Raw genomic sequence first — 24408 nt, 5'->3', positions numbered from 1 at the left:
TCGGGCGCTATGCCCCCGTTTCGCGGGTCAGAACCCGCAGGCTTCCGGTCACTGCGACCTCGCGGAAGCCGTCCTCGACCGCCCGCAGGTACACCCGGTACGGAGCTTGTCCGCCGTCGGCCGGATCGGGGAACACATCGTGGATCACCAGGGCTCCGCCGAGCCGGATCCACGGCGCCCACCCCGCGTAGTCGGCCTGGGCGGCCTCGTCGGTATGCCCGCCGTCGATGAAGACGAGGTCGACCGGCGTCCGCCAGAACGCGCTGACCGTGGCCGATCGGCCGACGACGGGCACGACGACGTCCTCCAGGCCGGCCGCGAACAGGGCCCGGCGCAGCGACGGCAACGTCTCGAAGGCGCCCGTCTCGGGGTCGACGAGCTCGGGGTCGTGGTACTCCCATCCGACCTGATGCTCCTCGGAGCCCCGGTGGTGATCGACCGTCACCAAGGTGGCGCCGGCGGTCCGCGCGACATACCCGAGATGGATGGCCGACTTGCCGCAGTAACTGCCGATCTCGACCAGGACGCCGCCTTCGGTGGCGAACCGGCCTGCCGCAGCCCGCAGCGCGGCGGCTTCGTCGTCCGGGAGGAATCCCTTGACGTTCTCGGCGAGACGGGCGAGGTCGGCAGGCAGGTCGGTCATCGGGCGGGCTCCTGGCACGGGCACGACACGAGCCAGTCGGTGCGTACGTGCCGCTCGGGGTGGAAGAGATCGTGGGCGGGGGTGCTCGCGGAGAGCGCGTCGGCGGCCAGGATGACCGTCGCCCCCGTCCATGTGGTGCGTTCGACCGGCCAGCGGACGCCGTCGCTGTACACGAGACCGGTCCAGTACGAACCGTCGTGATCGCGCAGGTGCTGCATCTCGCTGAACACGCGCAGCGCCGCGTCGCGCCGGCCCATCGCCTCGAGCGTGAGCGCGAGCTCGCAGGACTCGCCGCCGGTCACCCAGGGGTTCTCGGTGACGCAACGCGCTCCCAGCCCGGGCACGACGAACTCGTCCCAGCGTTCGTCGATGCGCTCGGCGGCCGGGTCGCCGGTGAGCGAACCGCCCAGAACCGGGTAGTACCAGTCCATCGAGTGGCGGGGCTTGGCGGTGAACCACTCGGGGTGGACCGCGAGGGCGTGGTCGATGCGGGCGACGGCCAGCTCCCAATCGGGTCGCTGGTGGCCCCACACGCGGGCGAGGTCGAGCGCACAGCGCAGGCTGAACGCGATGCTCGCGTTGCCGCTCACCAGCGCCTCGTCGGCGAGTTCGCCCTCGCTGCCTCGCGCCCAGGCCACGACGCCGGTAGGCAGCCGCATCGACAGGACGCACTCGAGCGCGCGATCGATGACCGGCCAGAACCGCTCGAGATCGCCGGTCGGATCGATCGCCCACAGATGCCGCACGCCGGCGGCGATGTACGCGCAGAAGTTGGCGTCCGTGCCGGCGTCCTCGATGGTGTCGTCGACGTACTTGATGGCCCATGAGCCGTCCGGGCGCTGCACGTCCGCGAGCCACTGGATCGCGGCGACGGCCTCATCGCGCCGGCCTGCCGTAGACAACCCCATCGCGGCCTGCACGTGGTCCCACGGGTCGGTGTGCCCGCCCGGGTACCAGGCGATGGCGCCGGAGTCATGCTGCGCGGCGACGATGGAGTCGGCGGTCTGCTCGATCTGCGCGGCCGAGAGCACCCCCTGAACCTCGGGAACCGGCATCAGAGCGGCTTGGTGAAGTAGAGGGCGACGCTCTTGCCGATCAACGGGTCGAGCACCTTCTCGGCGAGCCGCGTCACGGCCGGCGCCTTCATCATGTCCCACACGAGCAGCTGGTGGTAGCTGCGCACGAGCGGGTGCTGGTCGCGCTCGACGCCCACAGCGCACTTGAGCCACCAGAACGGCGAGTGCAGGGCGTGCGCGTGGTGCTGGTGCGTGAACACCAGACCGGCGGCCTCGAGCTTGCGACGCAGCTCGTCGGCCTTGTAGATGCGGATGTGCCCGCCCTCGTTGGCGTGGTACTCGTCCGAGAGCGCCCAGCACACGCGCTCGGGCAGCCAGCGCGGCACCGTCACGGCGAGGGTGCCGCCGGGCGCGAGGATGCGGGCGAGCTCAGCGATGCCCTGCTCGTCCTCGGGCACGTGCTCGAGGATCTCCGAGGCGAGCACGGTGTCGAAACTGCCGTCGTCGTAGGGGAGGTCGAGGATCGAGGCGACGACGGTCTCGGCCGTCGCGCCGGGCGGAACCTGGCCCTCGTCGATCATCGCGTCGAACATCTCCTGCACGCCCTTGAGCTCGACCTCGTCGAGGTCGAGGGCGGTGACCCTCGCTCCGCGGCGCAGCGCCTCGTAGGAGTGGCGGCCGGCGCCCGCTCCGACGTCGATGAATCGAGTGCCGCGGCCCACCCGGAGGCGGTCGAAGTCAACGGTCAGCATGCAGTTTCTTCTTCCTCTCGACGCGCGCGATCTCGCGCTCGTAGGCCTCTACCGTGGCACGGGCGACCGACACCCAGCTGAACCGCTCCACAGCGCGCTCCCGACCGATGCGGGCGAAGTGCTCCCGGCGCTCGGGCGAGCGCAGCAGCGCGCCGATCTGCGTCACCAACTGTTCGACGTCCCCCGGTTCGACCAGCACGCCCGCGTCACCGACGACCTCGGGCAGTGCGCCGGCACGGCTCGCGACCACCGGGGTGCCGCAGGCGAGCGCCTCGACGGTCGGCAGCGAGAACCCCTCGTACAGCGACGGCACCGCCATGACCTCGGCCGAGGCCATGAGCCGGGCGAGTTCCTCGTCCGAGATCCCGCTGTGCACGGTGACGACGTCCTCGATGCCGAGCTCGTGCAGCCGACGTTGGGTACTGCGCTCGACCGGCGACACGAGATGCAGGTGCACGTCGTGATCGACGCGGAGCTTGGCGATCGCGTCGAGCAGGTGCGGCACGCCCTTGAGCGGCTTGTCCGCGCTGGCGACGGCCACCACACGACCCGGCACACGGTCACCCCGCGGGGCGAACAGGTCGGTGTCGACGCCCAACGGGATGACGGTGATCTGCTCGGGATCGAGGCGGAAATCGGTGACGGTGTCGCCCGCCGACACGCTCGAGACGCCGAGCAGGGTCGGGATCCGGCGCGCGACGCGGGCCTGCATACGGACGAAGCGATACCAGCGGCGGGTGGTGATCTGCTTGCGCAGCGGCGCCGCCGCGATGTCGAGGCGCCGGTCTTTGCTGATCGGATGGTGGATCGTCGCCACGAACGGGATGTCGCGGCGCGGGAGACTGAGCAGGCCGTACCCGAGGCTCTGGTTGTCGTGGACCACGTCGAAGTCGGCGGCGCGGGGCCCGAACAGCCGACGGACGCGCAGGCTGAACGTCAGCGGTTCGGGGAACGCGGCGGTGATCATCTGCCCGTACTCGAGCACGTCGATCCAGTCGCGGAACTCGCGGAGCGAAGGGGTGCGGAACGGGTCGTCGTCGCGGTACAGGTCCAGGCTCGGCACCTTCTCGAGCCGGACGCGGGGATCGAGGTCCTCGGGGTAGGGCTGTCCGGAGAACACCGTGACCTCGTGCCCGAGCTCCGCAAGCCCCCAGCTGAGGTGCCGGACGTACACGCCCTGCCCGCCGCTGTGCGTCTTGGTGCGATACGACAACAACGCGATGCGCACGCGGCCCTCCCTCACGACGATCTACTGAACGGTAACCCATCGTGACAGGTCCGGCCGCCGCCCCAGCACGGGGCAGCCGGACTTCAGTCGCAACTTTCGGCCAGTTGTGGCCCTTCGCCGGCCTCCCGAAGGGCTCAAAGTGGCCAGAAGTCGGGAACCGGCCCCGCGCCCGTCCCACTCCCCGAGATGTGGTCAGTGATGTGTCACCACGGGCCCTGCGTTGAATCAGAACTGACCACATGTCGGCCCTGGCGCCCGGTCGTCCCGAATCCCGAGACGCGCCGGACCACCTGCCCGGCTTGTGGCCAGTTCGGGCCCTTTTTCCGCCTCTCAGAGGGCCCAAACTGGCCAAAGGTTGAAACCCGGCCGGCACCACCCGCCAGCCGCACCGCGTCAATAGCCGAGGAAGTGGTCGACGCGGATGCGACGGGCGCGGCCGCGGAGGGCGCGGCGGATGGTGTCGACCATCGCCGGGGAGCCGGAGATGTAGGCGACCCGCTCGTCGAGATCGGGGACGGCGGCGGCGATGCTGTCGGCGTCGAGGACGTCACCCACGACGAGTCGGACGTCGACGCCGAGGGCGGCCAGCTCGTCGGCGTAGGGCACGTCGTTCCCGTCGCGCACGCCGTACACCAGCACCACGTCGTGATCCCCGGTGCCGGCCCTGAGCTGGCTCATGAACGGGGTGATGCCGATCCCGCCGGCGATGAGCGCGACCTTCGCGTCGTCGCGCGGCAGGACGAAGTCGCCGTGGACGGCCGTGGCGGTCCAACGGGACCCGGCGTCGGCCTGCGCGAGTGCCCGTTTGAAGCTCGAGGCGCCCTCGGGTTCGCGCACGGCGACGGCGACCTCACGGCCGGGAGGCGAGGCGATGCTCAGGATGCGCCGCATGCCGCGGCCGTCCGCCCGGCCGTGCGGCAGGTACAACTCCAGGTACTGCCCGGGCGTGAATCGCAAAGGCCGGTCGGCGTCGAACCAGTACTCGTAGACGTCCCCGCCGAGCGGCCGGCGCTCACGGAACGTCAATCCGATCTGCCCGCGCGGACCGAGCAGGAAACTCACCAACCCCGTGGCGACGAGCGCCAGCTCGTACGTCCCCTCGAACGGGCCGATCGCGGTCGACGTTCCGAACGCCGCGAACGACCACAGCGGCCACGCGAAGATCACCGCGGCGAGCACGCCGACCGCCCACTGCTGGTGGCGCCGGGGCGGCAGAGTCAACGGCTCACTCAGCATGAACCCGGCGAAGAACACGACCGGGTATGCCGTCACCGCAGTCCACAGCGCGTCGCTCACCGACGACCCGAACGCGGTCAGGCCCGACACGACGAGCGGGACGGCCACCGCCGCGAACACGAGACCGAGGCTCACGCGACGCGTCCGGCGCAGGATCAGCAGGGCGCCGACGAGCACGACCGGGAAGAGGATCTCGCTCGCCGCCCACCAGGTCGTGAACGGCATGGCGTCGATGCCCGCGGCCCATCCCAGCAGCGTCGCGAGCACCACGCCGGCTGCTGCCGGATTGACGAGGTGCCGACGGCGTACGGCGATGACGTACTTCGACGCGGTCGCCAGCAGCGCCACGACGGCGAGCCAGCCGAGGGTCGCAGGCTCGGTGGTGGGCCAGTAGAGGAACCACAGCAGGAGCGCCGTGATGATCGCCGAGTCGCGATGCGGCCGAGCGCCGACCACGCGCCCCAGGACTTCGTTGGAGATCGCCGAAGCGACGACGAGCACGGCGAGCGTGAGGAGCATGGGCCCGACACCGAAGATCGACGGATCGAGCCAGCCCGCCGCAGCGGCGACGAGCGCCCAGACGCCGACGACGGCCAGGACGGCGATCACCAGGCGGTACATCGTGAAGCGGCTGAGGAAGCGGTCGAGGGTGCTCATCGGAAGATCTCTCCTGTCATCCGGGCGGCGCGGATGCGCATCGTCGCGTCGACGACGGCGCACCCCACCTCGGGGAACTCGTCGAGAACCCGCTCGGGCTCGACGAAGAACAGCGCGGTGGCCAACCCGTCGGCCAGCGCGGCGTCCGGGGCGACCACCCACGTGGCGAGCACGTCGCGCGTCGGCTCGCCTGTCCGGGCGTCCAGCACATGGTGCCAGCCGTCGCCCCACGTCCGCCGGTTGATGGCGGAGGCGCAGATCGCCATTCCCGGGGCGAGCTCGACGATGCCGACGGCGAGCTCGGGGTCGCGCGGGTGCTCGAGCGCGACGCGCAACGGGTGCGCTCCCCGATGGACGATGTCACCGCTCGCGTCGACCGTCACCGGATCGCCGACGAGCTCGGCGACGCGCTGGGCCAGGAAGCCCTTCCCCACTGCTCCGATGTCGACGACGACCGGCTGGTCGACCGTCACGACAGAGCCGTCGCGACGTGCCGTCCGCCAACGGAACGCGGGAATCGCCTCGCCCCGCGCCGTCAGCGTGTACTGGGCGTCGTAGCCGAGCTGTTCGAGGCTTGCGCCGACGGCAGGGCTCACCGCCCCGTCGGTGAGGTCGTCGAGCCGCTCGTACAAGCCGAGGATCGCGGGCGCGTCAGACCCGAGGTCGACGGTGCGTTCAGTCCGCAGTCGGGCGACCACCGAGTCGTCACGAAATCGCGACCAGATCCGGTCGAAGTCGTCGATGACCGCCCGGACGGCGGCTGTGTCGATCGGTTCGGGCGCGTCGATCCGCCATCGGGTGCCGATGGCGTCGAACGCCCACATCGTCAGGCCTGCGCGTCGTCGATGATCTGCGCGATGGCGTCGTTGAACCCGCCGCTGGTGAGCGAGGAGCCCGAGACCTTGTCGATGGAGAGCTCGGTGATCTTCCTGCCTTCGACCTGAGCGTCGATGCCGCTCTCGAACTTCTTCTGGAACTGCTCGGAGTTGCCGCCCTCGGCGTTGCCGTCGACCTCGACGTCGGTGATCGTGCCGTCAGCCTCCAAGGTCACCTCGACGTCGACCGACTGGGTGCCGCCGGGGGTCTGGTAGCTGCCCGTGGCCTCGTACTCGCCGGCGGTGAAGCTGGCGGGCGCCTCGCTCGCACTGTCCGACTCGGCGGACCCGGACGGCGACGACGGGGCCGACTCGACCTGTTCGGTCTGCGGACCGCAGGCTGCTGCGAGCAGCGCCGTGGACGCGGCGGTAGCGGCGTAGAGGGCAGTGCGGGCGGTGCGGCGCGGCATGGGTGGCTCCTGGCTCCTTGCATCGTCAACTACTGCCGCCACCCTACGGCCGGGCGGCAAGATCACACGAGGTCGACCAGTCGGCTGCGCAGCGCATCGCGATCCTGCGGGGCGTACGCCTGGGCGACCTCACCGGTGCCGTAGACCCGCAACGTCCCGTCGTCGGGACCGGCGTAGACCGCCTCGCCGCGTCGCACCTTGAGCCGCTCGTCGCGGGCGCTGACGAGTTCGACCTCGCCGCCCGTGCAGAACACGATGCGATCGGGCGCGTCGAGCAGCGGCACTCCGTCCGGCTCACCGCGCGAACACTGCGTCACGGCGAGGGCGAAGTCCCCGATGCCCGGGTCGAAGATCTCGGTCGTGACGCCGACCGCCTGCGGCGTGACCCGCGCGAGGCGCGACATGCCCACGTCGAGGCAGGCCACCAGGCCACGAGGGTCGAGGTGCTTGCTGGTGAGACCCGCCCGCAGCACGTTGTCCGACGTCGCCATGACCTCCAGACACAGGCCGCGCAGGTGCGCGTGGATGACGCCCGTGTCGAGGAAGGCCGCCTCCCCCGGCTGCAAGGTGAGTCGGTTGAGCAACAGCGAGATCACGACGCCCGGATCGTTGGGGAAGTCCTGCCGGATCATCAGCGCCGTGGCATACGCGCGCTTGATGTCCAGGCCCTGGTCGAGCAGGTCACGGCAGCACTGAATGACCGCGTCGATCTGCGACGGGTCGATCGGTTCGCTGAGCAGCCACTCGACGAGGCGCACGATCCCCGCGAAGCCGGGGTTGGCGCGCAGGTCGTCGTGCAGGCGCTGGGCGAGCGGCGCCTCCAGCGGCGCGAGGACGCGGAGGATCTCCGCGGTCGGACGGAACCCCACGACGGTATCGAAGGTGGACAGCGCGTAGACCATCTCCGGTTTGTGATTCGGGTCCTTGAACGTGCGATCCGGAGCGTCGAGCGCGATGCCGAGGGTGTTCTCGCGCTCGTACCCCTCCCGCGCCGTGGGGAGGTCCGGGTGCACCTGGAGTGAGAGCGGCCGCCGCGCGGACAGCAGCTTCAGCAGAAACGGCAGCGACCCGGCGATCTCGTCGAGCCGCTGCGTCGTGCCGTCCTGGTGGGTGACGAGCGAAGGGTCCATCGAGTGGGTCCCCATCCACACCTCGGCCACCGGTTCGGAGTTGACCCCGGACCCCACGAACCGGGGAATCTCGTCGAAGGATCCCCAGTCGTAGTGACGGACGGCGTTCTCGAGGACGAACACCGCACCAGTGTAGGGGCGCCTGACCGCGTCGGCTCGCTCGCCGAGCGGCCGCCCGGATGGGGACGTCCGCTCGGCGGCCGATCAGCTGCGCTTGGGCTTGGGCTTGCGTTGCGGCCGCGACTGCGGGCGTCCGCGATCGCGACGTAGGTCGATCCGGCGCCCGGAGATGCGGGTGTCGGCGAGCGCCTGGAAGACCGCCTCGGGCAGATCCGGCGGCAGCTCCACGAGCGTGTGGTCGGCACCGATCGTGATCTTGCCGAAGTCCGAGCGCCGCAGGCCACCCTCGTTCGCGAGAGCGCCGACGACCATGGCGGGGGTGACCTTGTGCCGCTTGCCCACCGCGATCCGGTAGACCGTCCGGCCGTCACGCGGACGCGGGTCGCGCGGTTCGCGGCGTTCGCGCCGCTCCCCCGGCTCGCGACGGGCCGGCGACGGAACGTCGCCGCTGATGAAGAACTCGTCCCCGTCGTGGCTCTTGACCGCCAGCGCCGCGGCGATGTCGACCATCTCGACGCCGTTCTCGCTCGCGTACTGCTCGACGAGCTTGCGGAACGCGTGGAACTGCGGCGAGCCCATGTTGGAGGTGATCTCCTCCGCGAACTTGTCGACGCGCCGGGCGTTGACCTCCTCCGCGGTGGGGATCGACATCTCCTCGATGGGACGTCCGGAGACCTTTTCGATCGCACTCAGCATGCGGCGCTCGCGCGGGGTGACGAACAAGATCGCGTCACCCTGCCGGCCGGCGCGACCGGTGCGCCCGATGCGGTGGACGTACGCCTCGGTGTCGTGGGGGATGTCGTAGTTGACGACGTGGCTGATGCGCTCGACGTCGAGTCCGCGCGCGGCGACGTCCGTGGCCACGATGATGTCGAGGGCGCCGCTCTTGAGCGCGTTGACAGTCCGCTCGCGCTGCTGCTGGGCGAGGTCGCCGTTGAGCGCCGCTGCTTGGTAGCCGCGGCTGCGGAGACGCTCGGCGAGTTCCTCGGTGGCCTGCTTGGTGCGGACGAAGACGATCATCGCGTCGCCGGTCTCGACCTCGAGCACGCGGGTCAGCGCGTCGAGCTTGTGGTGGTGCGAGACCGCGATCCAGCGCTGCCGCACCGAGGCGGTGCTCTGGGTCGCCTGCGGGGTGGCGATGTCGATGGGGTCGTGCAGGTACTTCTTGGCCAGGCGCCGGATCGCCGCCGGCATCGTGGCCGAGAACAGCGCCACCTGCTTGTACTCGGGGGTGTCGGCCAGGATGCGCTCGACGTCCTCCGCGAAGCCCATGTTGAGCATCTCGTCGGCCTCGTCGAGCACCATGACGTCGAGGTGCGCGATGTCGAGGGTGCCCCGCTCGAGGTGGTCGATGATGCGGCCCGGCGTCCCGACCACGACGTGAGCGCCGCGCTTGAGGCCGGAGATCTGGAACTGGTAGCTCTGGCCGCCGTACACGGGCAGCACCTGCAGCTGCGGGGTGGACGCGGCGTACGAGGTGAACGCCTCGCACACCTGCAGCGCCAGCTCACGCGTCGGTGCCAGCACGAGCGCCTGCGTTTGGCGCGAGCTGGGATCGATCTTCTGCAGGATCGGCAGCGCGAACGCCGCCGTCTTGCCGGTGCCGGTCTGCGCCAGGCCCACCACATCGCGGCCGGTCAACAGCGCCGGGATCGCCGACTCCTGGATCGGGGTGGGCGTCTCGTAGCCGAGGTCGGCCACGACCGACACGATGCTCGGGTCGAGCCCGAGTTCGTCGAAGCCGGCCATCAGCGGGCTGCTCGCACGTGCAAGCCGGCGTCGGGATCCACGATGACCTCCTGGGTGGCGGCGACACCGTCGGCGATCACGGTCGCGGACGGGTCGACGTTGCGTTTGACGATCGCGAGCGCGATCGGTCCGAGTTCATGATGCCGGGCGCTCGACCCGACGGTGCCGACGACCTTGTCGTCCAGCATGACCTCCGAGCCGTGCGGAGGCAGATGTTCCACGGAACCGTCGAGCAGCAGCCGCACGAGGCGACGCGGCGGACGGCCGAGGTTGTAGACGCGGGCGACGGTCTCTTGACCGCGGTAGCACCCCTTGTCCATATGGACGGCGACATTGAGCAGGCCGACCTCGTTGGGGATGGTGCGGTCGTCGGTGTCGAGACCGAAGCGCGGCATCCCCTGTTCGATGCGCAGGGCCTCGTGCGCCCACGTTCCGACCGGAGCACCGAGGCGGTCCGGCAGGCCCGCCAGCTCGGCGCGATCGACGAACTGCCAGCCGGTCGCGGTGCCGATCACCGCGGTCGACGGGTCGAGCGCGACCTCGACGCGCGACATGAACCGCATGCGGTCGAGGAACTCCACGACCGCGGCGCCCGCCCCGGGTTCGGTGTGCGCCCGGAACACGTTCTCGCCGTCGTCGATACCGCTGAACGCGTGCTCGATGCGGCCCTGCGGCGTTAGCAGGAGCACCTCGGTGGGCACGTTCGGCGCGAGCGATTCGAGGTGCTGGGTGGTGAGCGCATGCAGCCACGAGAGGCGGTCCGGACCGGTCACCGTGAAGACGTCACGGTGCGAGAGGTCGACGAACGCCTCACCGGCGATGAGCCGACGCTGTTCGGCCACGATCGAGCCGTAGTGCGCGGCGACGCCGGTGTCGGGGGCGTCGCCTTCCACCGCGCCAGGAAGCGCGAGCAGCGGGCTGCGGTACTCAGACACGGGCGAGCTTCCCCCACAGATGCGACTGCAGCGGCTGACCCTCGGCGGCCATGTCGTAGGCATACATGAGGTTGCCCTCGACGAGCCCGTACATCCGCTGGCCGGCCGTGTACTCCTTGGCGGTCTCGGTGCGCGCGACGATGTCGGTGGTCAGCGTGAGACGCGGTCCGTCGATCTCGCCGTACCAGATCTCGGCATAGCCCGTGGGGTGCGCGAGCACCATCTCGACCTTGCCGTCGCCGACGGCGCGGATGAAGCCGGTCTCGAGGGCCCCGGGGCGCAGGCGCTGTCCTTCGTCGTCGGTGATCCAGGTCTGGCTGAAGTAATGGAGGAACGGGCGGGTGTCGTGGGTGAACGCGACGTCCTGCTCGAAACCGAAGGCCTCGATGGTCGGATAATCGCCGCGCCCGTTGCCGTGCCAGTGCCCCAGCAGCCAGGCCAGCGGCATGACGTCCGGGTGCAGATCGGGCGGGATCTCAAAGGCCATACCCACGATCCTAGCGTCGGAGCATGAGCGGCTTTGCGTACGCTGGCGCCCATGCGTGCTGTCGTCCAGCGGGTGTCTCGGGCCTCGGTTTCCGTCGCCGGTAAGACGGTGTCGACGATCGACGAGCCGGGCCTCCTCGTGCTCCTCGGCGTCACTCACGACGACACCCCAGCGCAAGCGCACACGCTCGCCGCCAAGATCCGCGACCTGCGCATCATGCGCGACGAGCGCTCCGCCGCGGAGATCGGCGCCCCGATCCTGGTCGTCAGCCAGTTCACGCTCTATGCCGACACTCGCAAGGGCCGGCGCCCCTCGTGGAGTGCCGCTGCGCCGGGGCCGGTGGCCGAGCCGCTCTACGAGGAGTTCTGCCAGGCGTTGGAGACCCACGGCATCGCCGTACGTCGCGGTGTGTTCGGGGCCGACATGGCGGTCGACCTCGTCAACGACGGCCCTGTGACGTTGATCATGGAAAACGAGAACTCACCGACGTGACTTGACGCGGCCTGCGAGAATAGCGAGGTTGAGCAGTCCATGCACGAAGGTCATCGATGGGAACACACAAGAAGTACGAGGGAGCCGGCAAGCGCCGGGCCGCTCGTGTTCCCCTCCGTAAGCGTCATCCGGTCGTCGTCTGGGGCCTCGTCGTCGCGATCCTCCTGCCCATCATGGGCGGCGCGGCGTACGCGTGGAACCTCAACCAGAAGCTCGCGAACCTCGACACCGTCGACACCGACACGCTGAAGAACCGCCCTGACGTCGATCCCGACGCGGGCCATTCGATCAACGTTCTGCTGCTCGGCTCCGACAAGGGCGAGGGCAACCAGGGCGGCGAGACGCTCGCCGAGGATGCCGCCGCGAGCGAGTGGCCGTCCGGCAAGTACCGCAGCGACACGATCATGGTCGTGCACATCTCGGCCGACCGGAGCAAGGTCGATCTGGTGTCGATCCCGCGTGACACCTACACGATGATCTACGACGAGAACGGCGAGCCGACGCAGGAGCAGAAGATCAACGCGGCGTTCTCCGAGTTCGGTCCGCTGGGTGCGATCTCGACGGTGGAGAACCTCACCGGCCTGCGGATGGACCATCTCGCGATCATCGACTGGGAGGGGTTCAAGGACCTCTCGACCGCCGTCGGCGGCGTGCCGGTGACGATCCCGAACAGCTTCTACGACCCCAAGCAGGACGTCCGCTGGGAAGCCGGCGAGCACGTCCTGCAGGGTGATGAGGCGCTCGCGTACGTCCGTACCCGCTACGGACTCCTGCGCGGCGACTACGACCGGATCGCCCGCCAGCAGAACTTCATCCGCTCCCTGCTCGGCAAGATGCTCCAGAGCGGTGTGACGACCAACCCGGTCAAGCTCAATAACACCGTGAGCGCCATCGCTGAGAACCTCACGATCGACGAGGAGTGGACCACGGGCGACCTGCGCGGCCTCGCCCTGTCGATGCGCGGCGTCACCACGGACAGCGTGCGCTTCCTCACGGCGCCCGTCGGGTCCGAGGAGGACCATCCCGCGTGGGGCAGCATCGTCCGGCTCGACGAAGCGAAGATGGGCCAGTTGTTCGACGCGATGCGCTCGGACCAGATGGACGCCTACATCGCCCAGCACCCCGACGACCTCCTCGGCGACGAAGTCCGCTGACACGGCCGGGTCGGCACTAGGTGGTCGAGTAGCGACCGAGGAACGAGGGAGCAATGGAGCCGTGGCAATGAGGGCGTAGCCGCCACGGAGCGAGACCAATCGACGTGACCTGATCTCGATACGTCGGTCGCTGAGCGACCTCCTACTCGATCACCTATGGCCGAGTTAGCGGCCCGGTCTCGATACGTCGGTCGCTGAGCGACCTCCTACTCGATCACCGCTGGCGGAGTTAGCCACCCTGCGTCGCTCCATGGCTGCCGCAACGACGAAGGGGACCCGCCGGCGGCGGGTCCCCTTCGTTCGCGTGTCGGGTCGTCAGACGGCGACGGCCACCTCGGCGACCGAGCCCTTCTGCGCCACGACCTTGCGCTCCACGACCTCGGCACGCGGTGCGAGAGTGCGCAGCGTCCAGGAGCCGGGGGCGGCGAAGAACCGGAACTGTCCGGTGGCCGAGGTCGGGACCTCGGCGGTGAACTCGCCGCCCGCGTCGAGCAGACGCACGTACGCGTTGCCGACCGGCTCGTCGTCACGCGTCACGATGCCCTGGATGACCGCCTGGTTGGCGACGTCGACGCCCTCCAGGCTCGGGCCGCCCTTGATCGCGCCGCACATGTCAGGCCTGCCCGGGCTGATCGCCGACGGCCACCGGAACGCCGCGCAGCGAGCCGTACTCGCTCCACGAGCCGTCGTAGTTCTTGACGTTCGGATAACCGAGGATCTCGTGCAGGACGAACCAGGTGTGCGAGCTGCGCTCACCGATACGGCAGTACGCGATGGTGTCCTTGTTCTCGTCGAGGCCGGCCTCGCTGTACAGCTGCGCGAGCTCCTCGTCGCTCTTGAAGGTGCCGTCCTCGTTGGCGGCCTTGCTCCACGGGACGTTGCCGGCCGTGGGGATGTGGCCACCGATCTGCGCGGCCTCCTGCGGCAGGTGCGCCGGAGCGAGCAGACGGCCCGCGTACTCGTCGGGGCTGCGGACGTCGATGAGGTTCTTGGTGCCGATGGCCTCGACGACCTCGTCGCGGAACGCGCGGATGTCGGCGTTCGGCTCCTGCGCCGTGTACGTGGTGGCCTCGCGCGAGGGGACGTCGGTGGTCAGCTCACGCGACTCGAGCTCCCACTTCTTGCGGCCGCCGTCGAGCAGGCGCAGGTTCTGGTGACCGTAGTACTTGAGGTACCAGTAGGCGTAGGCGGCGAACCAGTTGTTGTTGCCCCCGTAGAAGACGATGGTGTCGTCGTTGGCGATGCCCTTCTCGCTCAGCAGGGCCTCGAGGCGGTCCTTGCTGACGAAGTCGTGGCGCACGCCGTCCTGGAGGTCCTTCTTCCAGTCGAGCTTGATGGCGCCGGGGATGTGGCCCTTGTCGTAGGCCTCCGTGTCCTCGTCGACCTCGACGAGGACGACCTTCGGGTCGTTCAGATGCTCCTCGACCCAGTCGGCCGTGACGAGCGCGGTCTCGCGGCTCATACTCATTCCTTTCGGTGGGGGTGTCAGGCCAGGGACTTGGCCAGGCGACGGGATGTCAGGTACAGCTCGCAGCCGAGGCAGAAGCCCGTGACGGCGTTGAGCAGTGCCGCGACGAGGGCCGCGGCGGCGGCGCCGTAGCCGAGCGCGTCGAGTCCGGTGAGGAACCCGGCGAGCGCGACGACGACGAAGATCAGGCCCACGAGCTGGGCGAACTGCGGAGGACGGGCGTCCTCCAGGTCGGTCGGCGGCGCCAATCGCGGCCGCACGACACCGCGGAAGAACACCGCGTAGGGAGTGGCGGCCACGCTGACGAACGCGCCGACCGCGAAGACCGCGCCTTGCAGCACGAGGAGGAACTCGCGGGCGGGCGGCGGGACGACGATGGCGAGGGCCAGGACGAGTGAGGTGAGCGCCGCCGCGACTCGAGGGCCGCGCGGGTCCACCTGGGAGGGTCGAGACATTGAAGAACTCTCCGGGGAGGTCGCCGAAGCGACGGGCTGACAGGAGTGAGGAGTCAGCCGAGACGACACAGCGCGGAACGCACGTGGCAGTTGTCGACCGCCCGGCGTCGCGTCAGAAGTGCCGTGATGAACATGGCCCCAGCCTAGAGGGCAGTTCGAGCGGAATCCCGTCGTCGTCTTGACATCCGAGACACCTGTCCGATCACTGAGACATTTCGGCCAGCGCGGCGAGCATCTGGTCGCGCCGGGGAACCCCCGATGCGCGGCGAATCACCCGGCCGGAGGCGTCGAGCACGAGCACGGTCGGGGTCCGCAGGATGTTGAGTTCGCGCACGAGGTCCAGATGCGCTTCCGCGTCGATATCGATCGCCGTGACACCGTCGACGGCGTCCGCGACCTGGTTGAGCACGACCCGAGTGGCGCGACACGGGGCGCAGAACGCACTGGAGAACTGGACCAGCGTCGCCCGCTCTCCCAGCGCCTGGCCGAGACGTGCGGCATCGATCCGTTCGACGTCGTCGTTCACCTCTCCAGTGTGCGAGGTGCGGCGGAATCTGCCGTCGTACCGGGCCTTGACCAGCGCCACCAGGGCGGTGGCGATGAGCGCTCCGACGAGCACGAGGAGTCCGGTCATCGAGCACTTTCCCTTCATGTGTCAGTCATGTGACGTGCTTCTCATCGGCCGCCAGAGCCTGGCAACACGCCCGACTCATGACCTAGGGTTGACCCAGCAATGAGGCCACGGTGAACTCACCATGGCCTCAACGTGTACCGGGAGGTCGTCCACGATGTCACACCTGCTCCTGCTGACCAAGAGCACGCAATCGTCAGTGGAGGTGCTTCCCGCGCTCGCGCTCCTGCCCCACCACGTGAAGATCCTTCCGGCGGAGGCCAGCGCTCTCATCGACGCGCCGCAGGCCGACGCCGTCCTCGTGGACGGTCGGCACGATCTCGCCCAGGTCCGCAGCCTCACGCGGGTGCTGCGCACGACCGGCATCGAGTGCCCGCTCATCCTCATCCTCACCGAAGGCGGTCTCGCCGTCGCGGCCGCCGACTGGGGCATGGACGACGTCATCCTCGTGACGGCCGGCCCGGCCGAGCTCGAGGCCCGGCTTCGGCTCGGCGTCGGACGCCTCGCCCAGGCCAAGGACGCCGGCGCCGACGACAGCCACATCATCAGCGCGAGCGGCCTGGTCGTCGACGACGTCACCTACACCGCGAAGCTCGAGAACCGCACGCTGGACCTGACGTTCAAGGAGTTCGAACTCCTCAAGTTCCTCGCCCAGCATCCCGGCCGGGTGTTCACGCGCCAGCAGCTGCTGCAGGAGGTGTGGGGGTACGACTACTTCGGCGGCACCCGCACCGTCGATGTGCACGTGCGTCGGCTGCGCGCCAAGCTCGGCGCCGATCACGAGACCCTCATCGGCACGGTGCGCAACGTCGGTTACCGCTTCGTCGCGGCCAAGCGCGACGCGGCGCGGGACACCGCGGACGTCAACGCCTGACGTCCGCGGCGCCCGTTCCTCAGGACTCGCGCGTCGAGCCTCGCCGCCACGCTGCCGCGCCGGCGGCGAGCAGCACCAGCGCCACCACGACGGCCGCAGCCGTCCACGCAGCGGCCCCCGCAGCGGGCAGTGCCCCGTCGCGCGCCGCCGACCGGTCCACCGCATCGCCCTGAGCCGGCGGAGCGGCGTCGGGTTCCTCGGTGCCGGGTCGGCCTGGTTGCTCCGGCTGACCCGAGCCCGGCTCGCCGGGCTCGCCGGGCTGCTCCGGGACCTCCGGCTGCGCGGGATCGGCGACGACCTCCACCGCCAGCTGGGCCGAGCGGCCGTTGACGGTGACGCTCACGGTCGCCGTGCCGGGCTGAAGGGCCGTCAGCTGCCCGGTGCTCGGATTGACCCGCACCACCGCGTCCGTCGCCGCGGCGGCGGCCAGGCCGCGGCCGTCGTCCACCGCGACCCCGTCACCGGCCCACTGGGACGTGACCGGCCACGCGACCGGAACCTCCCGGCCGTCCTGCATCAGCGTGGCTGCCACGTCGGCGCTCTGCCCCACCATGAGATGGCCGGGAGCCTCGAGTGCGAGTTCGTCCACCCACGGTCGCGTCTCCGCCGCGAGCCACTCGATTCGGTCCTGCACCTGCGGCGCGCCGGGCAGCAGGCCCGCACCGGGGTCGATCCCGAGCATCATCCACCCGGTGAAGCCTCCGTTGCCCGGAGTCCCCGAGGGGCTCTTGCCGGAGTTGCCGTTGACCAGGTAGGTGACGCCTTCGGTCGCGGAGCCGTGGAACACCCCGGAGTGTCCGTTGACGACGGCGGCCGACTTGCCGGATGACGCCCGGAACTCCCCTAGCAACCGCTCGATTTCGGTCGCCTCGCGACGGTCTGAGAGCTGGCTGTGCTTCGTCGGCAGCGGGTCCTGCGGCGGATGGTGGAAGAAGACGACGAGCCCGGTGAGGTGATCGCTGTCGGCGACCTCGTCCAACGTGCGTTCGAGCTCGCGCAGCTGGTCCATGCCGCCGCTCCGCAGCGACCCGCCGGCCGAGTTCATCGTGAGGAGCTTCGTCCTGCCGAGGGTCTGCTCGGTGCTGGCGGGCCCGAAGGCGGCCTCGAAGTTCTCGATGCTGCCGCCCATGATCTCGTGGTTGCCGGGCACGTAGACGAACGGGATGTCGTCGGTCCACTCCTCGTCGAGGATGCGCCGAGCCAGCGCGAAGTCCTTCGGCGACGCTTCATCGACGAAGTCGCCGTTGATGACGAGCAGGTCCGGTTCAGCTGCTCGGATCTCCCGCAGCGTGCGTCGCGCCCCGTCCACCGCTCCGCTCTCGGGATCGCGGGCGACGAACTGCGCATCGCTCATCACCGCGATGCGCTGCGGGCGCTCGTCCACGGTGCCGTGGGCGAGCAGGGCGGGATCGTGCACCGTGGCCGGAGACTCCGCTGACGCGGCGGGCGTGGTGATGGCCCGCAGGTTGGCGATCATGATGTCGCCCTGGTAGGACGCCGCAGGTCGGGTCTCCATGATCCGGACCCGTTCCACGGACAACGGCTGCGCCAGTCCGGCCGGGACCGTGAAGCGCGTTCGCTGCCAGCCCTCCCACGTGATGGTGGGGCCGTCGACATTCGTCACGGTGCCGTCCGCGGCACGCACCTGCAGGCGCGGCCAGGCGCCCGAGGCGTCGCCCTTGATGTCCATCTCCAACGCGAGAGCGTCGCCGTCGATCGTGACGGGCTCGTCCTTGATGAGGTAGTAGCCGCGGGTGGCCGTGGAGGTGGTGAAGTCGTACTGCAGGCGTACCGCGGGAGTGCCGGGCTCAGGTCCCTTGGCGGCCGAGAAACTGCCGGTGGCCCGGGCGGTCTCGTCGGAGAACCCGTCGAGATCGCCGAAGTCGGTGATCGGCACCTCGCGGGTACCGACGGCGACCGCGACCCGTACCTGGGCCTCGCCGGACCGGAACGTCACGTGACCGGAGGCGGAGGGGCTCGTGGCCTGCACCAGGAACGTGCCCTGCCCGTCGGAGGTGGCGCGCAGGCCAGGGTCGGCGCTGACCTCGAGGTCGCGTGCCTCCATGCGTGCGACATGTCCGTCGGCATCGAAACCGTCGATCGTCACCTCTGCCGACGCAGCGGCATCCGCGAGGTTGATGGCCGGGGTGCTGGACCGCAGACCGACGAGTTCGCCCACGATGCGCACGGGCAGGCGTGCTTGGTGCCCGCCGACGCGGTACGCCACATGTCCTTCACCGGGAGCGGTGCCCTGGACGGTCGCGGCACGTCCGTCGGCCTCCGTGAGCTCCACCGGGCCGTCGACACTGAACTCGCCGTCCGCCGCGATGCGCTCGAGGTTGGCGCCGAGGCCGATTCCCTCGAAGGTCCGGTGCTGACCGGCGAAGATCGTCGTCTGTCCCTCGATCTGCGGCTCGATCTTCGCATCGCTCAGCTGCTCGGCCGGTGCCGAGGAGTAGAAGACGAGAGCGTTCGGCACCTGCCGCTCGTGACCGTCCGACGGGGTGTTCTGCACCCGGACGTCCTCGGCACCGGCCGGCCTCGCGACCATGCTCGTCGAACCGCCGCCGTCGAGATTGACCGCGTTCTCGGCACCGAGGTCGGCCATGAACTCACCCAGCTCCGGGAGGGTCATCCCGCGTGATGCCGCGGTGCGTCCGTCGATCGTGACGACGAACAGCTCCGTGCCGTCGGCGTTCATGCCGACCGCGGTGCGCGGGTGCACCGAGGTCGCGAGGCTGCCGCTGAGCTCGGGAACCTCCCCGTCGCGCAGGATCTGATGGCTCCCCGCGATCGCCATGTCGACGTCGGCGGACGGGCCGACCTCGATCTCGAGGTTCTGCCCGACCTCCAGGTCGGCCACCACCGCGGCACCGGCGTCACGGCCGAGCAGCACCTGCTCACCTTCGGCGATGTCGGCCGCGCCGGGCGCGTCGAGGATCCCGCTGACCTCGGTGACGGTGCCGTCGACGACGGTCGCGAGGGCGACCTGCTCGGCGGGAGCCTCCGGCGCGCCGGCAGGACGATCCAGCGAGTGGTCGCCCCAGGCGCCCGTGTAGACGCCGATCGCGTCGGCAGGCAGACGCGGGTTGTTGAGACCCTCGAGCTCGTGCTCGACGCCGTCGACCGTCAGCGTGCCCTCGGCCGACAGCAGCTGCACCGCGGCGCGTCCTTGGGCGAGGGTCAGGCTCGGCATCGCAGTGGGCGTTCCGACCCGCATGCCGTCGCGAGACGAGATCGAGGTGTAGTTGGGCGCGCTGGTGTGGTTGATGTCGAAGAACGTGCCGTTCACCGCCGCGACCGCGCCGTTGTCGCGAGCCAGCTCGCTGACGGTCGACGTCCGGGTCACGGCTCCCGAATCGACGACGTCCATGCTCAGCGTCGGGGTCGTGAGATCAGCCGTGAGGACGTTGCCGTCGTTCCAGCCTCGCTCCTCCAGCCGGGAGAAGTTGGTGAGGTCGAGTCCGGGGGCGACGCGCTCGGTGACGGCCGACCGGAGGACGGACCCGTCGGCTCCCAGTTGCTCGTCGCTCGGAGCCGCGTGGCCGGGAATCCCGGGTGCGACGAGAGCGACCAGCAGGGCGAGCAGGACAGCGGCCAACGGCGTTTGCCGTCGCGTGGACAGGGATCGGGGAGTGCGGTGAAGCATGAAGTCCTTTTTCACGAAGGGTCATCGGCGGGCCCGTACGAGAGCCTCAGGGAGGCTAGGAAGACCGTCCGACCGGCCGGGGTCGGATCGGTGAACGAACGGCGAACTCGCGTGGCGACGCGACGTGGGATGTCTCACTCGCCCGTCCGCGCGCTCCGACACGCACGGCGCACATGGCCTAGGCTCGCCGCGTGGGACGCCTGACGACGCACGAGCTCATCGACCTGGTTCTCGATCCGGGCTCGTTCACCTCCTGGGACGAGCCGATCGACATCTCGCACCACCCCGAGCCGTATCGCACCGAGTTGAAGGCGGCGGCCGAGCGAGCCGGCACCGACGAGTCCATCGTCACCGGCCGGGCGACGGTCAAGGGGCGACCGGTCGCGGTCGTGGTCAACGAATTCCGCTTCCTCGCGGGCTCCATCGGGCAGGCGGCCGCGCAACGCATCGTCGCCGCCGTACGGCGGGCGACGGCCGAGAGGCTGCCCGTGCTGGCGACGACGGCGTCGGGTGGCACGCGGATGCAGGAGGGAACGCCGGCGTTCGTCACGATGGTCGACATCTCCCGCGCGCTCATGGACCACAAGGCGGCCGGCCTGCCGTACCTGGTGTATTTGCGCCATCCCACGACCGGCGGGGTCTTCGCCTCGTGGGGGTCGCTCGGCCACATCACGATCGCCGAACCCGGTGCGCTGATCGGGTTCCTCGGCCCGAAGGTCTACGAGTTGCTCAACGGCGTCCCGTTCCCGCCGAACGTGCAGACCTCCGACAACCTCGCCCATCGCGGCATCATCGACGCGGTGGTGCTGCCCGAGGAGCTCCCCTCGATCGTCGACACCGCCTTGTCGCTTCTGGTCGATCCGGTCACCAACCCGCAGCGGCACCGTCGCACCGAGCCGGTGAGCCGCCACCGCGACACGTGGACGTCGGTCGAACTCACGCGGCGTCCGGACCGCGTCGGCGTGCGGGAGGTGCTGCGTTACGGCAGCGACGCCACGATCCGCCTGCAGGGCACCGAGAAGGGCGAGCGCGACTCCGCCATGATCGTCGCGATCGCGCGTCTGGACGGCGTGCCGTGCGTCGTCGTCGGCCAGGACCGCACCACCCAGACGCGGATCAAGCCGATGGGTCCGGCGGCCCTGCGCGAGGCGCGGCGCGGCATCCGGCTCGCCAACGAGCTGCAGCTCCCGCTCGTCTCCGTCATCGACACTCCCGGCGCCGAGCTCTCGCCTCAGGCCGAGGAAGGTGCGATCGCCGGGGAGATCGCCCGTTGTATCAGCCAGATGTCGACGATCCAGGTGCCCTCCGTCTCGGTGCTGCTCGGTCAGGGTTGTGGCGGCGGTGCGCTCGCTCTCCTGCCGGCGGCGCGCGTCATCGCGACCGAGAACGCCTGGCTGTCGCCGCTGCCGCCCGAGGGCGCGAGCGCGATCGTGCACGGCGACATCGATCACGCGGAGGAACTCGCCGTCGCCCAGCGGATCAGCGCCTTCGACCTGCACGAGCTGGGCACCGTCCACCGGCTCATCCCCGAGCGCGACGAGGACACCCCCGAGACGTTGGCCCATGCGGTGGCCGCCGAGGTCGCTGGACAGTTGAGGGAGTTGACATGAGCATCGAGGAACTCGCCGCCGCGGCGACTGCCGAGGACGGCGTGGCGCCGTTCAACGAGGCGACGACGATCGCGCTCGCGGGCGACGGCCCGTGGCGCGTGCACGAGGTGAACGAGGAGGCGGCAGCGCTCGCTCTCGCGGACGCACCGATCGAACTCGTCGTCCACCCGCGCCGGCGCCGCCGCGGCTACGGCGGCGCGCTGCTCGACCGGTTGATCGCCTCCGGCGAACGGCGGTTCTGGTCCCACGGCGATCTCGAGGGCGCCCGCGCCCTGGCAGTCTCGCGCGATCTCGTGGTCACCCGCACCCTGCTCGTCCTGCGGCTGGACCTGGAGATGCCACCTGAGGTACCGCAGCCCGAGGGCGTGACCCTGCGGTCGTTCGAGGAGCGCGACGCCGACGCCATCGTCGAGGTCAACGCGCGGGCGTTCGCCTCACATCCCGAGCAGGGGGCGATGGACCGCGCGGACTTCGACCGACGCCGTTCTCAGGAGTGGTTCGACCCGGCCGGGCTGTTCGTCGCCGAGCGTGAGGGGCGCGTGGTGGGCTTCCACTGGACGAAGGCCGAGGACGGGATCGGCGAGGTCTACGTCGTCGGGGTCGATCCGGACGCCCACGGCGGCGGGCTCGGCACCGCACTCACCGCCCGCGGACTGCGCCACCTGTGGGACGACGGAATCCGCACGGTCGACCTCTACGTGGAGGGCGACAACCTGCCCGCCCTGGCGGTCTACACGCGTCTCGGCTTCCGGGAACACGCGCGCGACGTTCTCTGGTCGGTCGCCTAGCCGTCCAGCAGGCGCTGATCGATCGCTGCGGCGATCGCACGCTGCTCAGCGTCCGGCAGCACCGTGGCCGCGGGTGCCGCTACGACGACCACGACCTCATCACGACGGAAGACGATCGCCTGGAACGCGGACGACGCCGGCTCGTCGAACGCCCACCCGATCGACTCGTCGCCCACCTGCGTCGAGATCGGGCGACCGGTCCGGCCGTCCTCTTGGACACACTCGTCGCGATGCGAGGCGAGGTCGTCCATGACCTGCCGAGCGTCGTTCTCGTCGGCCACCATGCTCCAGACGATCACGTACCGATCGAGCGCGCGGCCTTCGTCGTACGTCGTGATGCGGCCTTCGGCCACGTCGGCCGGCGCGGCTCGAACGCCGCAGTACTGCGGGATGCCGGGTGAGGACCCCAGACGTTCTTGCACGGTCACCTCGGTCCAGCCCTCTGGAAGGGCGCTCGAGGGCAGCAAGGTGAGGTCGGCCCGCTCGTACTCGGGTGAGCGCGTGGTTTCGGCCTCACCGGGCTCTTCGCCGCCGCATCCTGCGAGCGCGAGCAGCAGGGCTGCAAGGGCTGCGACGTGCTTACGGGCCATGCCGGATCGCCTCCTCGAGGATGTCCGCGTACCGCTCGTGTCCGCGGTCGTTCGGGTGGTAACTGCCGCTGAGGTTGAAGCTACCGGCGTTCCAGAACTGGACGTTGTTCATGCAGGGGTCGTCGGTTCCGATCTCGCAACCGTCGAAGGCGTCGGAGACGTCGACGTACTGCAGGTTGCCGGGGATGCTCGCGTCGTTGTACGCCGCGACCCGTTCCTCGATGCCGGCGTTCATCCGGGCGATCATGTCGTTGATGAAGCGGGTGTCGTCGGGACTGATGATGGTGCCGTCGGCGTACCACTCGAGCGCTTCCTCGGGGAAGAACCGCGGATACCCGAGCACCAGGATGCGGGCGTTGGGCGCGCGTTCGCGGATCTGCGGGAGCAGCGCGTCGAGGTTCGCCAGCGCGCGATCGACATCCGCCTCGATGTTCTCCGCGTCGTCCGCGCACGAAGAGAACGGGTTCAGGCCGCGGAAGATGCAGTCGCGCAACGTGTTGCCGAACTCGGCGTCGTTACCCCCGATGCTGAAGGTCACGAGGCTCGTCGTCTCGTCGAGGTGATCGAGCTGGGCCGCCTCGTCGTCGTTCCACGCGTTCGGTTCGCTGAACTCCGTGGTGGTCGCACCGGAGCAGGCGGCGAAGGTGAGATCACCGGCGAAGTCGAAGCTGTCGTTCAGCTGCTGCGGGTAGGCGAGCGTCGAGCGGTGGCACATGTTGTGGTACGGCCGCTCGCCCTCCTGCGCCTCCTCCCACGCGTCGCGCTGCGCCTCGTTGTCGACGTCGGTTCCGTCCTCGTAGGCTGAGCCGCCTTCACCGGACGAGAACGAGTCGCCCAGCGCCACATAGTCACCGCGGGTGGCGGCCTGCTCCGGTGTGAGCGCCGGGTCCAGGAACCACGGGATCGCGTCGCCTCCGGGGCCCGCGAGGGCCTCGCCGTCCCCGACGTCGCACGCACCCTGGCCCAGCGTGGTGATCTCGCAGATCGTGGCGACGACGGTGTCGCGCACGTTCGGGGACGACGTCGAGACGCCGAAGACCACCGCCGCGACGCTGATCGCGGCGAGCACGATGATGCCCAGGAACTCGTTCGATCCCTGACCCCGCTCGGCCGGGATGAGACGCCCCCGTCGACGTTCCATGCGCTCAGCCAACGCCACCGATCGGCTGCCCTGGAAGGGCCCAGGGACCCGCTCCTCGATGGGGCCCTAGGCCCCTTCCCCTGCCCAAGCACCCGCCGCATCCTCCCGGCCTTCTCCGCGAGTGGCGCAGATTGGGGCTGTTCCACACCGAAAAAGCCCGATTCTGCGCCACTCGGTCACCACTTTGCGCCACTCGCGGGAGGCGGCGAGCGGCGCGTCGGGAAGCCGCGAGCCGGAGCCGCTCCTCGTGTTCATGTGACGTTCACGTTCTCGTGCGACAGTGACAGTGTGGACAGCTCCGAACTCATCGAAGCCCCG

Annotated in this window: 23 protein-coding genes; 5 read left to right on the top strand and 18 right to left on the bottom strand. The window is 69.9% G+C overall.

Translation table 11 applies throughout. From position 1 onward, the window contains the following. Window positions 1–7: 7 nt before the first annotated feature. The 11 genes from EHW97_RS02000 to EHW97_RS01950 form a co-directional block, all read right to left on the bottom strand. Window positions 8–643 carry a class I SAM-dependent methyltransferase gene (locus tag EHW97_RS02000; protein ID WP_124235497.1) on the bottom strand — a complete coding sequence of 212 codons (636 nt, stop codon included), beginning with the start codon at window positions 641–643 and terminating at the stop codon, window positions 8–10. Then, a complete protein-coding gene (locus tag EHW97_RS01995; RefSeq protein ID WP_124235496.1) occupies window positions 640–1698 on the bottom strand; it encodes a prenyltransferase/squalene oxidase repeat-containing protein in 1059 nt (352 codons plus the stop codon). The genes EHW97_RS02000 and EHW97_RS01995 overlap by 4 nt, the downstream gene beginning before the upstream one ends. Next, window positions 1698–2411 (bottom strand): class I SAM-dependent methyltransferase, encoded by a 714-nt coding sequence (locus tag EHW97_RS01990; protein ID WP_124235495.1) that lies wholly within the window; start codon window positions 2409–2411, stop codon window positions 1698–1700. Before EHW97_RS01990 ends, EHW97_RS01995 begins: the two co-directional genes overlap by 1 nt. After that, on the bottom strand, window positions 2398–3639 hold the full coding sequence (locus tag EHW97_RS01985; protein WP_124235494.1) for a glycosyltransferase family 4 protein: 1242 nt from the start codon (window positions 3637–3639) through the stop codon (window positions 2398–2400). Before EHW97_RS01985 ends, EHW97_RS01990 begins: the two co-directional genes overlap by 14 nt. 393 nt (window positions 3640–4032) lie before the next feature. Further along, on the bottom strand, window positions 4033–5532 hold the full coding sequence (locus EHW97_RS01980) for a ferredoxin--NADP reductase (protein ID WP_124235493.1): 1500 nt from the start codon (window positions 5530–5532) through the stop codon (window positions 4033–4035). Next, a complete protein-coding gene (locus tag EHW97_RS01975; protein WP_124235492.1) occupies window positions 5529–6356 on the bottom strand; it encodes an FAD:protein FMN transferase in 828 nt (275 codons plus the stop codon). The genes EHW97_RS01980 and EHW97_RS01975 overlap by 4 nt, the downstream gene beginning before the upstream one ends. Before the next feature lie 2 nt (window positions 6357–6358). Beyond that, the gene (locus EHW97_RS01970) at window positions 6359–6817 is read right to left on the bottom strand and encodes an FMN-binding protein (RefSeq protein ID WP_124235491.1); all 459 of its coding nucleotides are present in this window, start codon (window positions 6815–6817) and stop codon (window positions 6359–6361) included. Window positions 6818–6879: 62 nt separating this feature from the next. Next, window positions 6880–8070, bottom strand: a complete 1191-nt coding sequence (gene manA / locus EHW97_RS01965) for a mannose-6-phosphate isomerase, class I (protein ID WP_124235490.1) — start codon at window positions 8068–8070, stop codon at window positions 6880–6882. A gap of 81 nt (window positions 8071–8151) precedes the next feature. After that, on the bottom strand, window positions 8152–9816 hold the full coding sequence (locus EHW97_RS01960; RefSeq protein WP_124235489.1) for a DEAD/DEAH box helicase: 1665 nt from the start codon (window positions 9814–9816) through the stop codon (window positions 8152–8154). Beyond that, a complete protein-coding gene (gene ygfZ / locus EHW97_RS01955; protein WP_243696263.1) occupies window positions 9816–10751 on the bottom strand; it encodes a CAF17-like 4Fe-4S cluster assembly/insertion protein YgfZ in 936 nt (311 codons plus the stop codon). The genes EHW97_RS01960 and ygfZ overlap by 1 nt, the downstream gene beginning before the upstream one ends. After that, a complete protein-coding gene (locus EHW97_RS01950) occupies window positions 10744–11238 on the bottom strand; it encodes a heme-binding beta-barrel domain-containing protein (protein ID WP_124235487.1) in 495 nt (164 codons plus the stop codon). Before EHW97_RS01950 ends, ygfZ begins: the two co-directional genes overlap by 8 nt. A 51-nt stretch (window positions 11239–11289) precedes the next feature. Between EHW97_RS01950 and dtd the strand changes: the two genes are divergently transcribed. Both dtd and EHW97_RS01940 read left to right on the top strand, forming a co-directional pair. Next, on the top strand, window positions 11290–11730 hold the full coding sequence (gene dtd / locus EHW97_RS01945; RefSeq protein WP_124235486.1) for a D-aminoacyl-tRNA deacylase: 441 nt from the start codon (window positions 11290–11292) through the stop codon (window positions 11728–11730). Between the two features lie 56 nt (window positions 11731–11786). Beyond that, window positions 11787–12884, top strand: coding sequence for an LCP family protein (locus EHW97_RS01940; protein WP_124235485.1), 1098 nt, complete (start codon window positions 11787–11789; stop codon window positions 12882–12884). A 315-nt stretch (window positions 12885–13199) separates the two neighbouring features. Here EHW97_RS01940 and EHW97_RS01935 read toward each other — a convergent pair whose 3' ends face one another. The 4 genes from EHW97_RS01935 to EHW97_RS01920 all read right to left on the bottom strand — a co-directional run bounded on the left by EHW97_RS01935 (window position 13200) and on the right by EHW97_RS01920 (window position 15441). Then, on the bottom strand, window positions 13200–13496 hold the full coding sequence (locus tag EHW97_RS01935) for a DUF1416 domain-containing protein (RefSeq protein WP_124235484.1): 297 nt from the start codon (window positions 13494–13496) through the stop codon (window positions 13200–13202). A gap of 1 nt (window position 13497) precedes the next feature. After that, window positions 13498–14346 carry a sulfurtransferase gene (locus EHW97_RS01930; RefSeq protein WP_124235483.1) on the bottom strand — a complete coding sequence of 283 codons (849 nt, stop codon included), beginning with the start codon at window positions 14344–14346 and terminating at the stop codon, window positions 13498–13500. Between the two features lie 23 nt (window positions 14347–14369). Next, window positions 14370–14807, bottom strand: a complete 438-nt coding sequence (locus tag EHW97_RS01925; protein ID WP_124235482.1) for a DUF4395 domain-containing protein — start codon at window positions 14805–14807, stop codon at window positions 14370–14372. A gap of 202 nt (window positions 14808–15009) precedes the next feature. Further along, on the bottom strand, window positions 15010–15441 hold the full coding sequence (locus EHW97_RS01920) for a TlpA family protein disulfide reductase (RefSeq protein ID WP_124235481.1): 432 nt from the start codon (window positions 15439–15441) through the stop codon (window positions 15010–15012). Window positions 15442–15595: 154 nt separating this feature from the next. Between EHW97_RS01920 and EHW97_RS01915 the strand changes: the two genes are divergently transcribed. Continuing rightward, window positions 15596–16312 carry a response regulator transcription factor gene (locus EHW97_RS01915; RefSeq protein WP_124235480.1) on the top strand — a complete coding sequence of 239 codons (717 nt, stop codon included), beginning with the start codon at window positions 15596–15598 and terminating at the stop codon, window positions 16310–16312. Window positions 16313–16331: 19 nt separating this feature from the next. Here the strand turns inward: EHW97_RS01915 and EHW97_RS01910 are convergent, their stop codons facing one another. Continuing rightward, window positions 16332–19961, bottom strand: a complete 3630-nt coding sequence (locus EHW97_RS01910) for a phosphodiester glycosidase family protein (protein ID WP_124235479.1) — start codon at window positions 19959–19961, stop codon at window positions 16332–16334. A 191-nt stretch (window positions 19962–20152) separates the two neighbouring features. On the opposite strand from EHW97_RS01910, the gene EHW97_RS01905 reads away from it, so the two are divergent. Beyond that, complete coding sequence (locus EHW97_RS01905; protein ID WP_124235478.1) at window positions 20153–21571, top strand: carboxyl transferase domain-containing protein; 1419 nt, start codon at window positions 20153–20155, stop codon at window positions 21569–21571. Next, window positions 21568–22359, top strand: coding sequence for a mycothiol synthase (gene mshD, locus EHW97_RS01900; protein WP_124235477.1), 792 nt, complete (start codon window positions 21568–21570; stop codon window positions 22357–22359). The genes EHW97_RS01905 and mshD overlap by 4 nt, the downstream gene beginning before the upstream one ends. Here the strand turns inward: mshD and EHW97_RS01895 are convergent. Together EHW97_RS01895 and EHW97_RS01890 are read right to left on the bottom strand one after the other, a co-directional pair. Then, on the bottom strand, window positions 22356–22949 hold the full coding sequence (locus tag EHW97_RS01895; RefSeq protein ID WP_124235476.1) for a hypothetical protein: 594 nt from the start codon (window positions 22947–22949) through the stop codon (window positions 22356–22358). The two genes, mshD and EHW97_RS01895, sit on opposite strands and share 4 nt — an antisense overlap. Then, on the bottom strand, window positions 22939–24090 hold the full coding sequence (locus tag EHW97_RS01890) for an SGNH/GDSL hydrolase family protein (protein ID WP_124235475.1): 1152 nt from the start codon (window positions 24088–24090) through the stop codon (window positions 22939–22941). The genes EHW97_RS01895 and EHW97_RS01890 overlap by 11 nt, the downstream gene beginning before the upstream one ends. Window positions 24091–24408 lie beyond the last annotated feature (318 nt).

The sequence above is a fragment of the Aeromicrobium camelliae genome (genome assembly GCF_003850045.1).
Taxonomy (GTDB): Bacteria; Actinomycetota; Actinomycetes; order Propionibacteriales; family Nocardioidaceae; genus Aeromicrobium; species Aeromicrobium camelliae.
This window is presented reverse-complemented; position numbering and strand designations above follow the sequence as displayed.

What these genes read in the sequence shown, in the direction of transcription:
- EHW97_RS02000 (WP_124235497.1), bottom strand. Translation starts at nt 643, where the DNA reads ATGACCGACCTGCCTGCCGACCTCGCCCGTCTCGCCGAGAACGTCAAG.
- EHW97_RS01995 (WP_124235496.1), bottom strand. Translation starts at nt 1,698, where the DNA reads ATGCCGGTTCCCGAGGTTCAGGGGGTGCTCTCGGCCGCGCAGATCGAG.
- EHW97_RS01990 (WP_124235495.1), bottom strand. Translation starts at nt 2,411, where the DNA reads ATGCTGACCGTTGACTTCGACCGCCTCCGGGTGGGCCGCGGCACTCGA.
- EHW97_RS01980 (WP_124235493.1), bottom strand. Translation starts at nt 5,532, where the DNA reads ATGAGCACCCTCGACCGCTTCCTCAGCCGCTTCACGATGTACCGCCTG.
- EHW97_RS01975 (WP_124235492.1), bottom strand. Translation starts at nt 6,356, where the DNA reads ATGTGGGCGTTCGACGCCATCGGCACCCGATGGCGGATCGACGCGCCC.
- EHW97_RS01970 (WP_124235491.1), bottom strand. Translation starts at nt 6,817, where the DNA reads ATGCCGCGCCGCACCGCCCGCACTGCCCTCTACGCCGCTACCGCCGCG.
- EHW97_RS01960 (WP_124235489.1), bottom strand. Translation starts at nt 9,816, where the DNA reads ATGGCCGGCTTCGACGAACTCGGGCTCGACCCGAGCATCGTGTCGGTC.
- EHW97_RS01950 (WP_124235487.1), bottom strand. Translation starts at nt 11,238, where the DNA reads ATGGCCTTTGAGATCCCGCCCGATCTGCACCCGGACGTCATGCCGCTG.
- dtd (WP_124235486.1), top strand. Translation starts at nt 11,290, where the DNA reads ATGCGTGCTGTCGTCCAGCGGGTGTCTCGGGCCTCGGTTTCCGTCGCC.
- EHW97_RS01940 (WP_124235485.1), top strand. Translation starts at nt 11,787, where the DNA reads ATGGGAACACACAAGAAGTACGAGGGAGCCGGCAAGCGCCGGGCCGCT.
- EHW97_RS01935 (WP_124235484.1), bottom strand. Translation starts at nt 13,496, where the DNA reads ATGTGCGGCGCGATCAAGGGCGGCCCGAGCCTGGAGGGCGTCGACGTC.
- EHW97_RS01930 (WP_124235483.1), bottom strand. Translation starts at nt 14,346, where the DNA reads ATGAGCCGCGAGACCGCGCTCGTCACGGCCGACTGGGTCGAGGAGCAT.
- EHW97_RS01925 (WP_124235482.1), bottom strand. Translation starts at nt 14,807, where the DNA reads ATGTCTCGACCCTCCCAGGTGGACCCGCGCGGCCCTCGAGTCGCGGCG.
- EHW97_RS01920 (WP_124235481.1), bottom strand. Translation starts at nt 15,441, where the DNA reads ATGACCGGACTCCTCGTGCTCGTCGGAGCGCTCATCGCCACCGCCCTG.
- EHW97_RS01915 (WP_124235480.1), top strand. Translation starts at nt 15,596, where the DNA reads ATGTCACACCTGCTCCTGCTGACCAAGAGCACGCAATCGTCAGTGGAG.
- EHW97_RS01910 (WP_124235479.1), bottom strand. Translation starts at nt 19,961, where the DNA reads ATGCTTCACCGCACTCCCCGATCCCTGTCCACGCGACGGCAAACGCCG.
- mshD (WP_124235477.1), top strand. Translation starts at nt 21,568, where the DNA reads ATGAGCATCGAGGAACTCGCCGCCGCGGCGACTGCCGAGGACGGCGTG.
- EHW97_RS01895 (WP_124235476.1), bottom strand. Translation starts at nt 22,949, where the DNA reads ATGGCCCGTAAGCACGTCGCAGCCCTTGCAGCCCTGCTGCTCGCGCTC.
- EHW97_RS01890 (WP_124235475.1), bottom strand. Translation starts at nt 24,090, where the DNA reads ATGGAACGTCGACGGGGGCGTCTCATCCCGGCCGAGCGGGGTCAGGGA.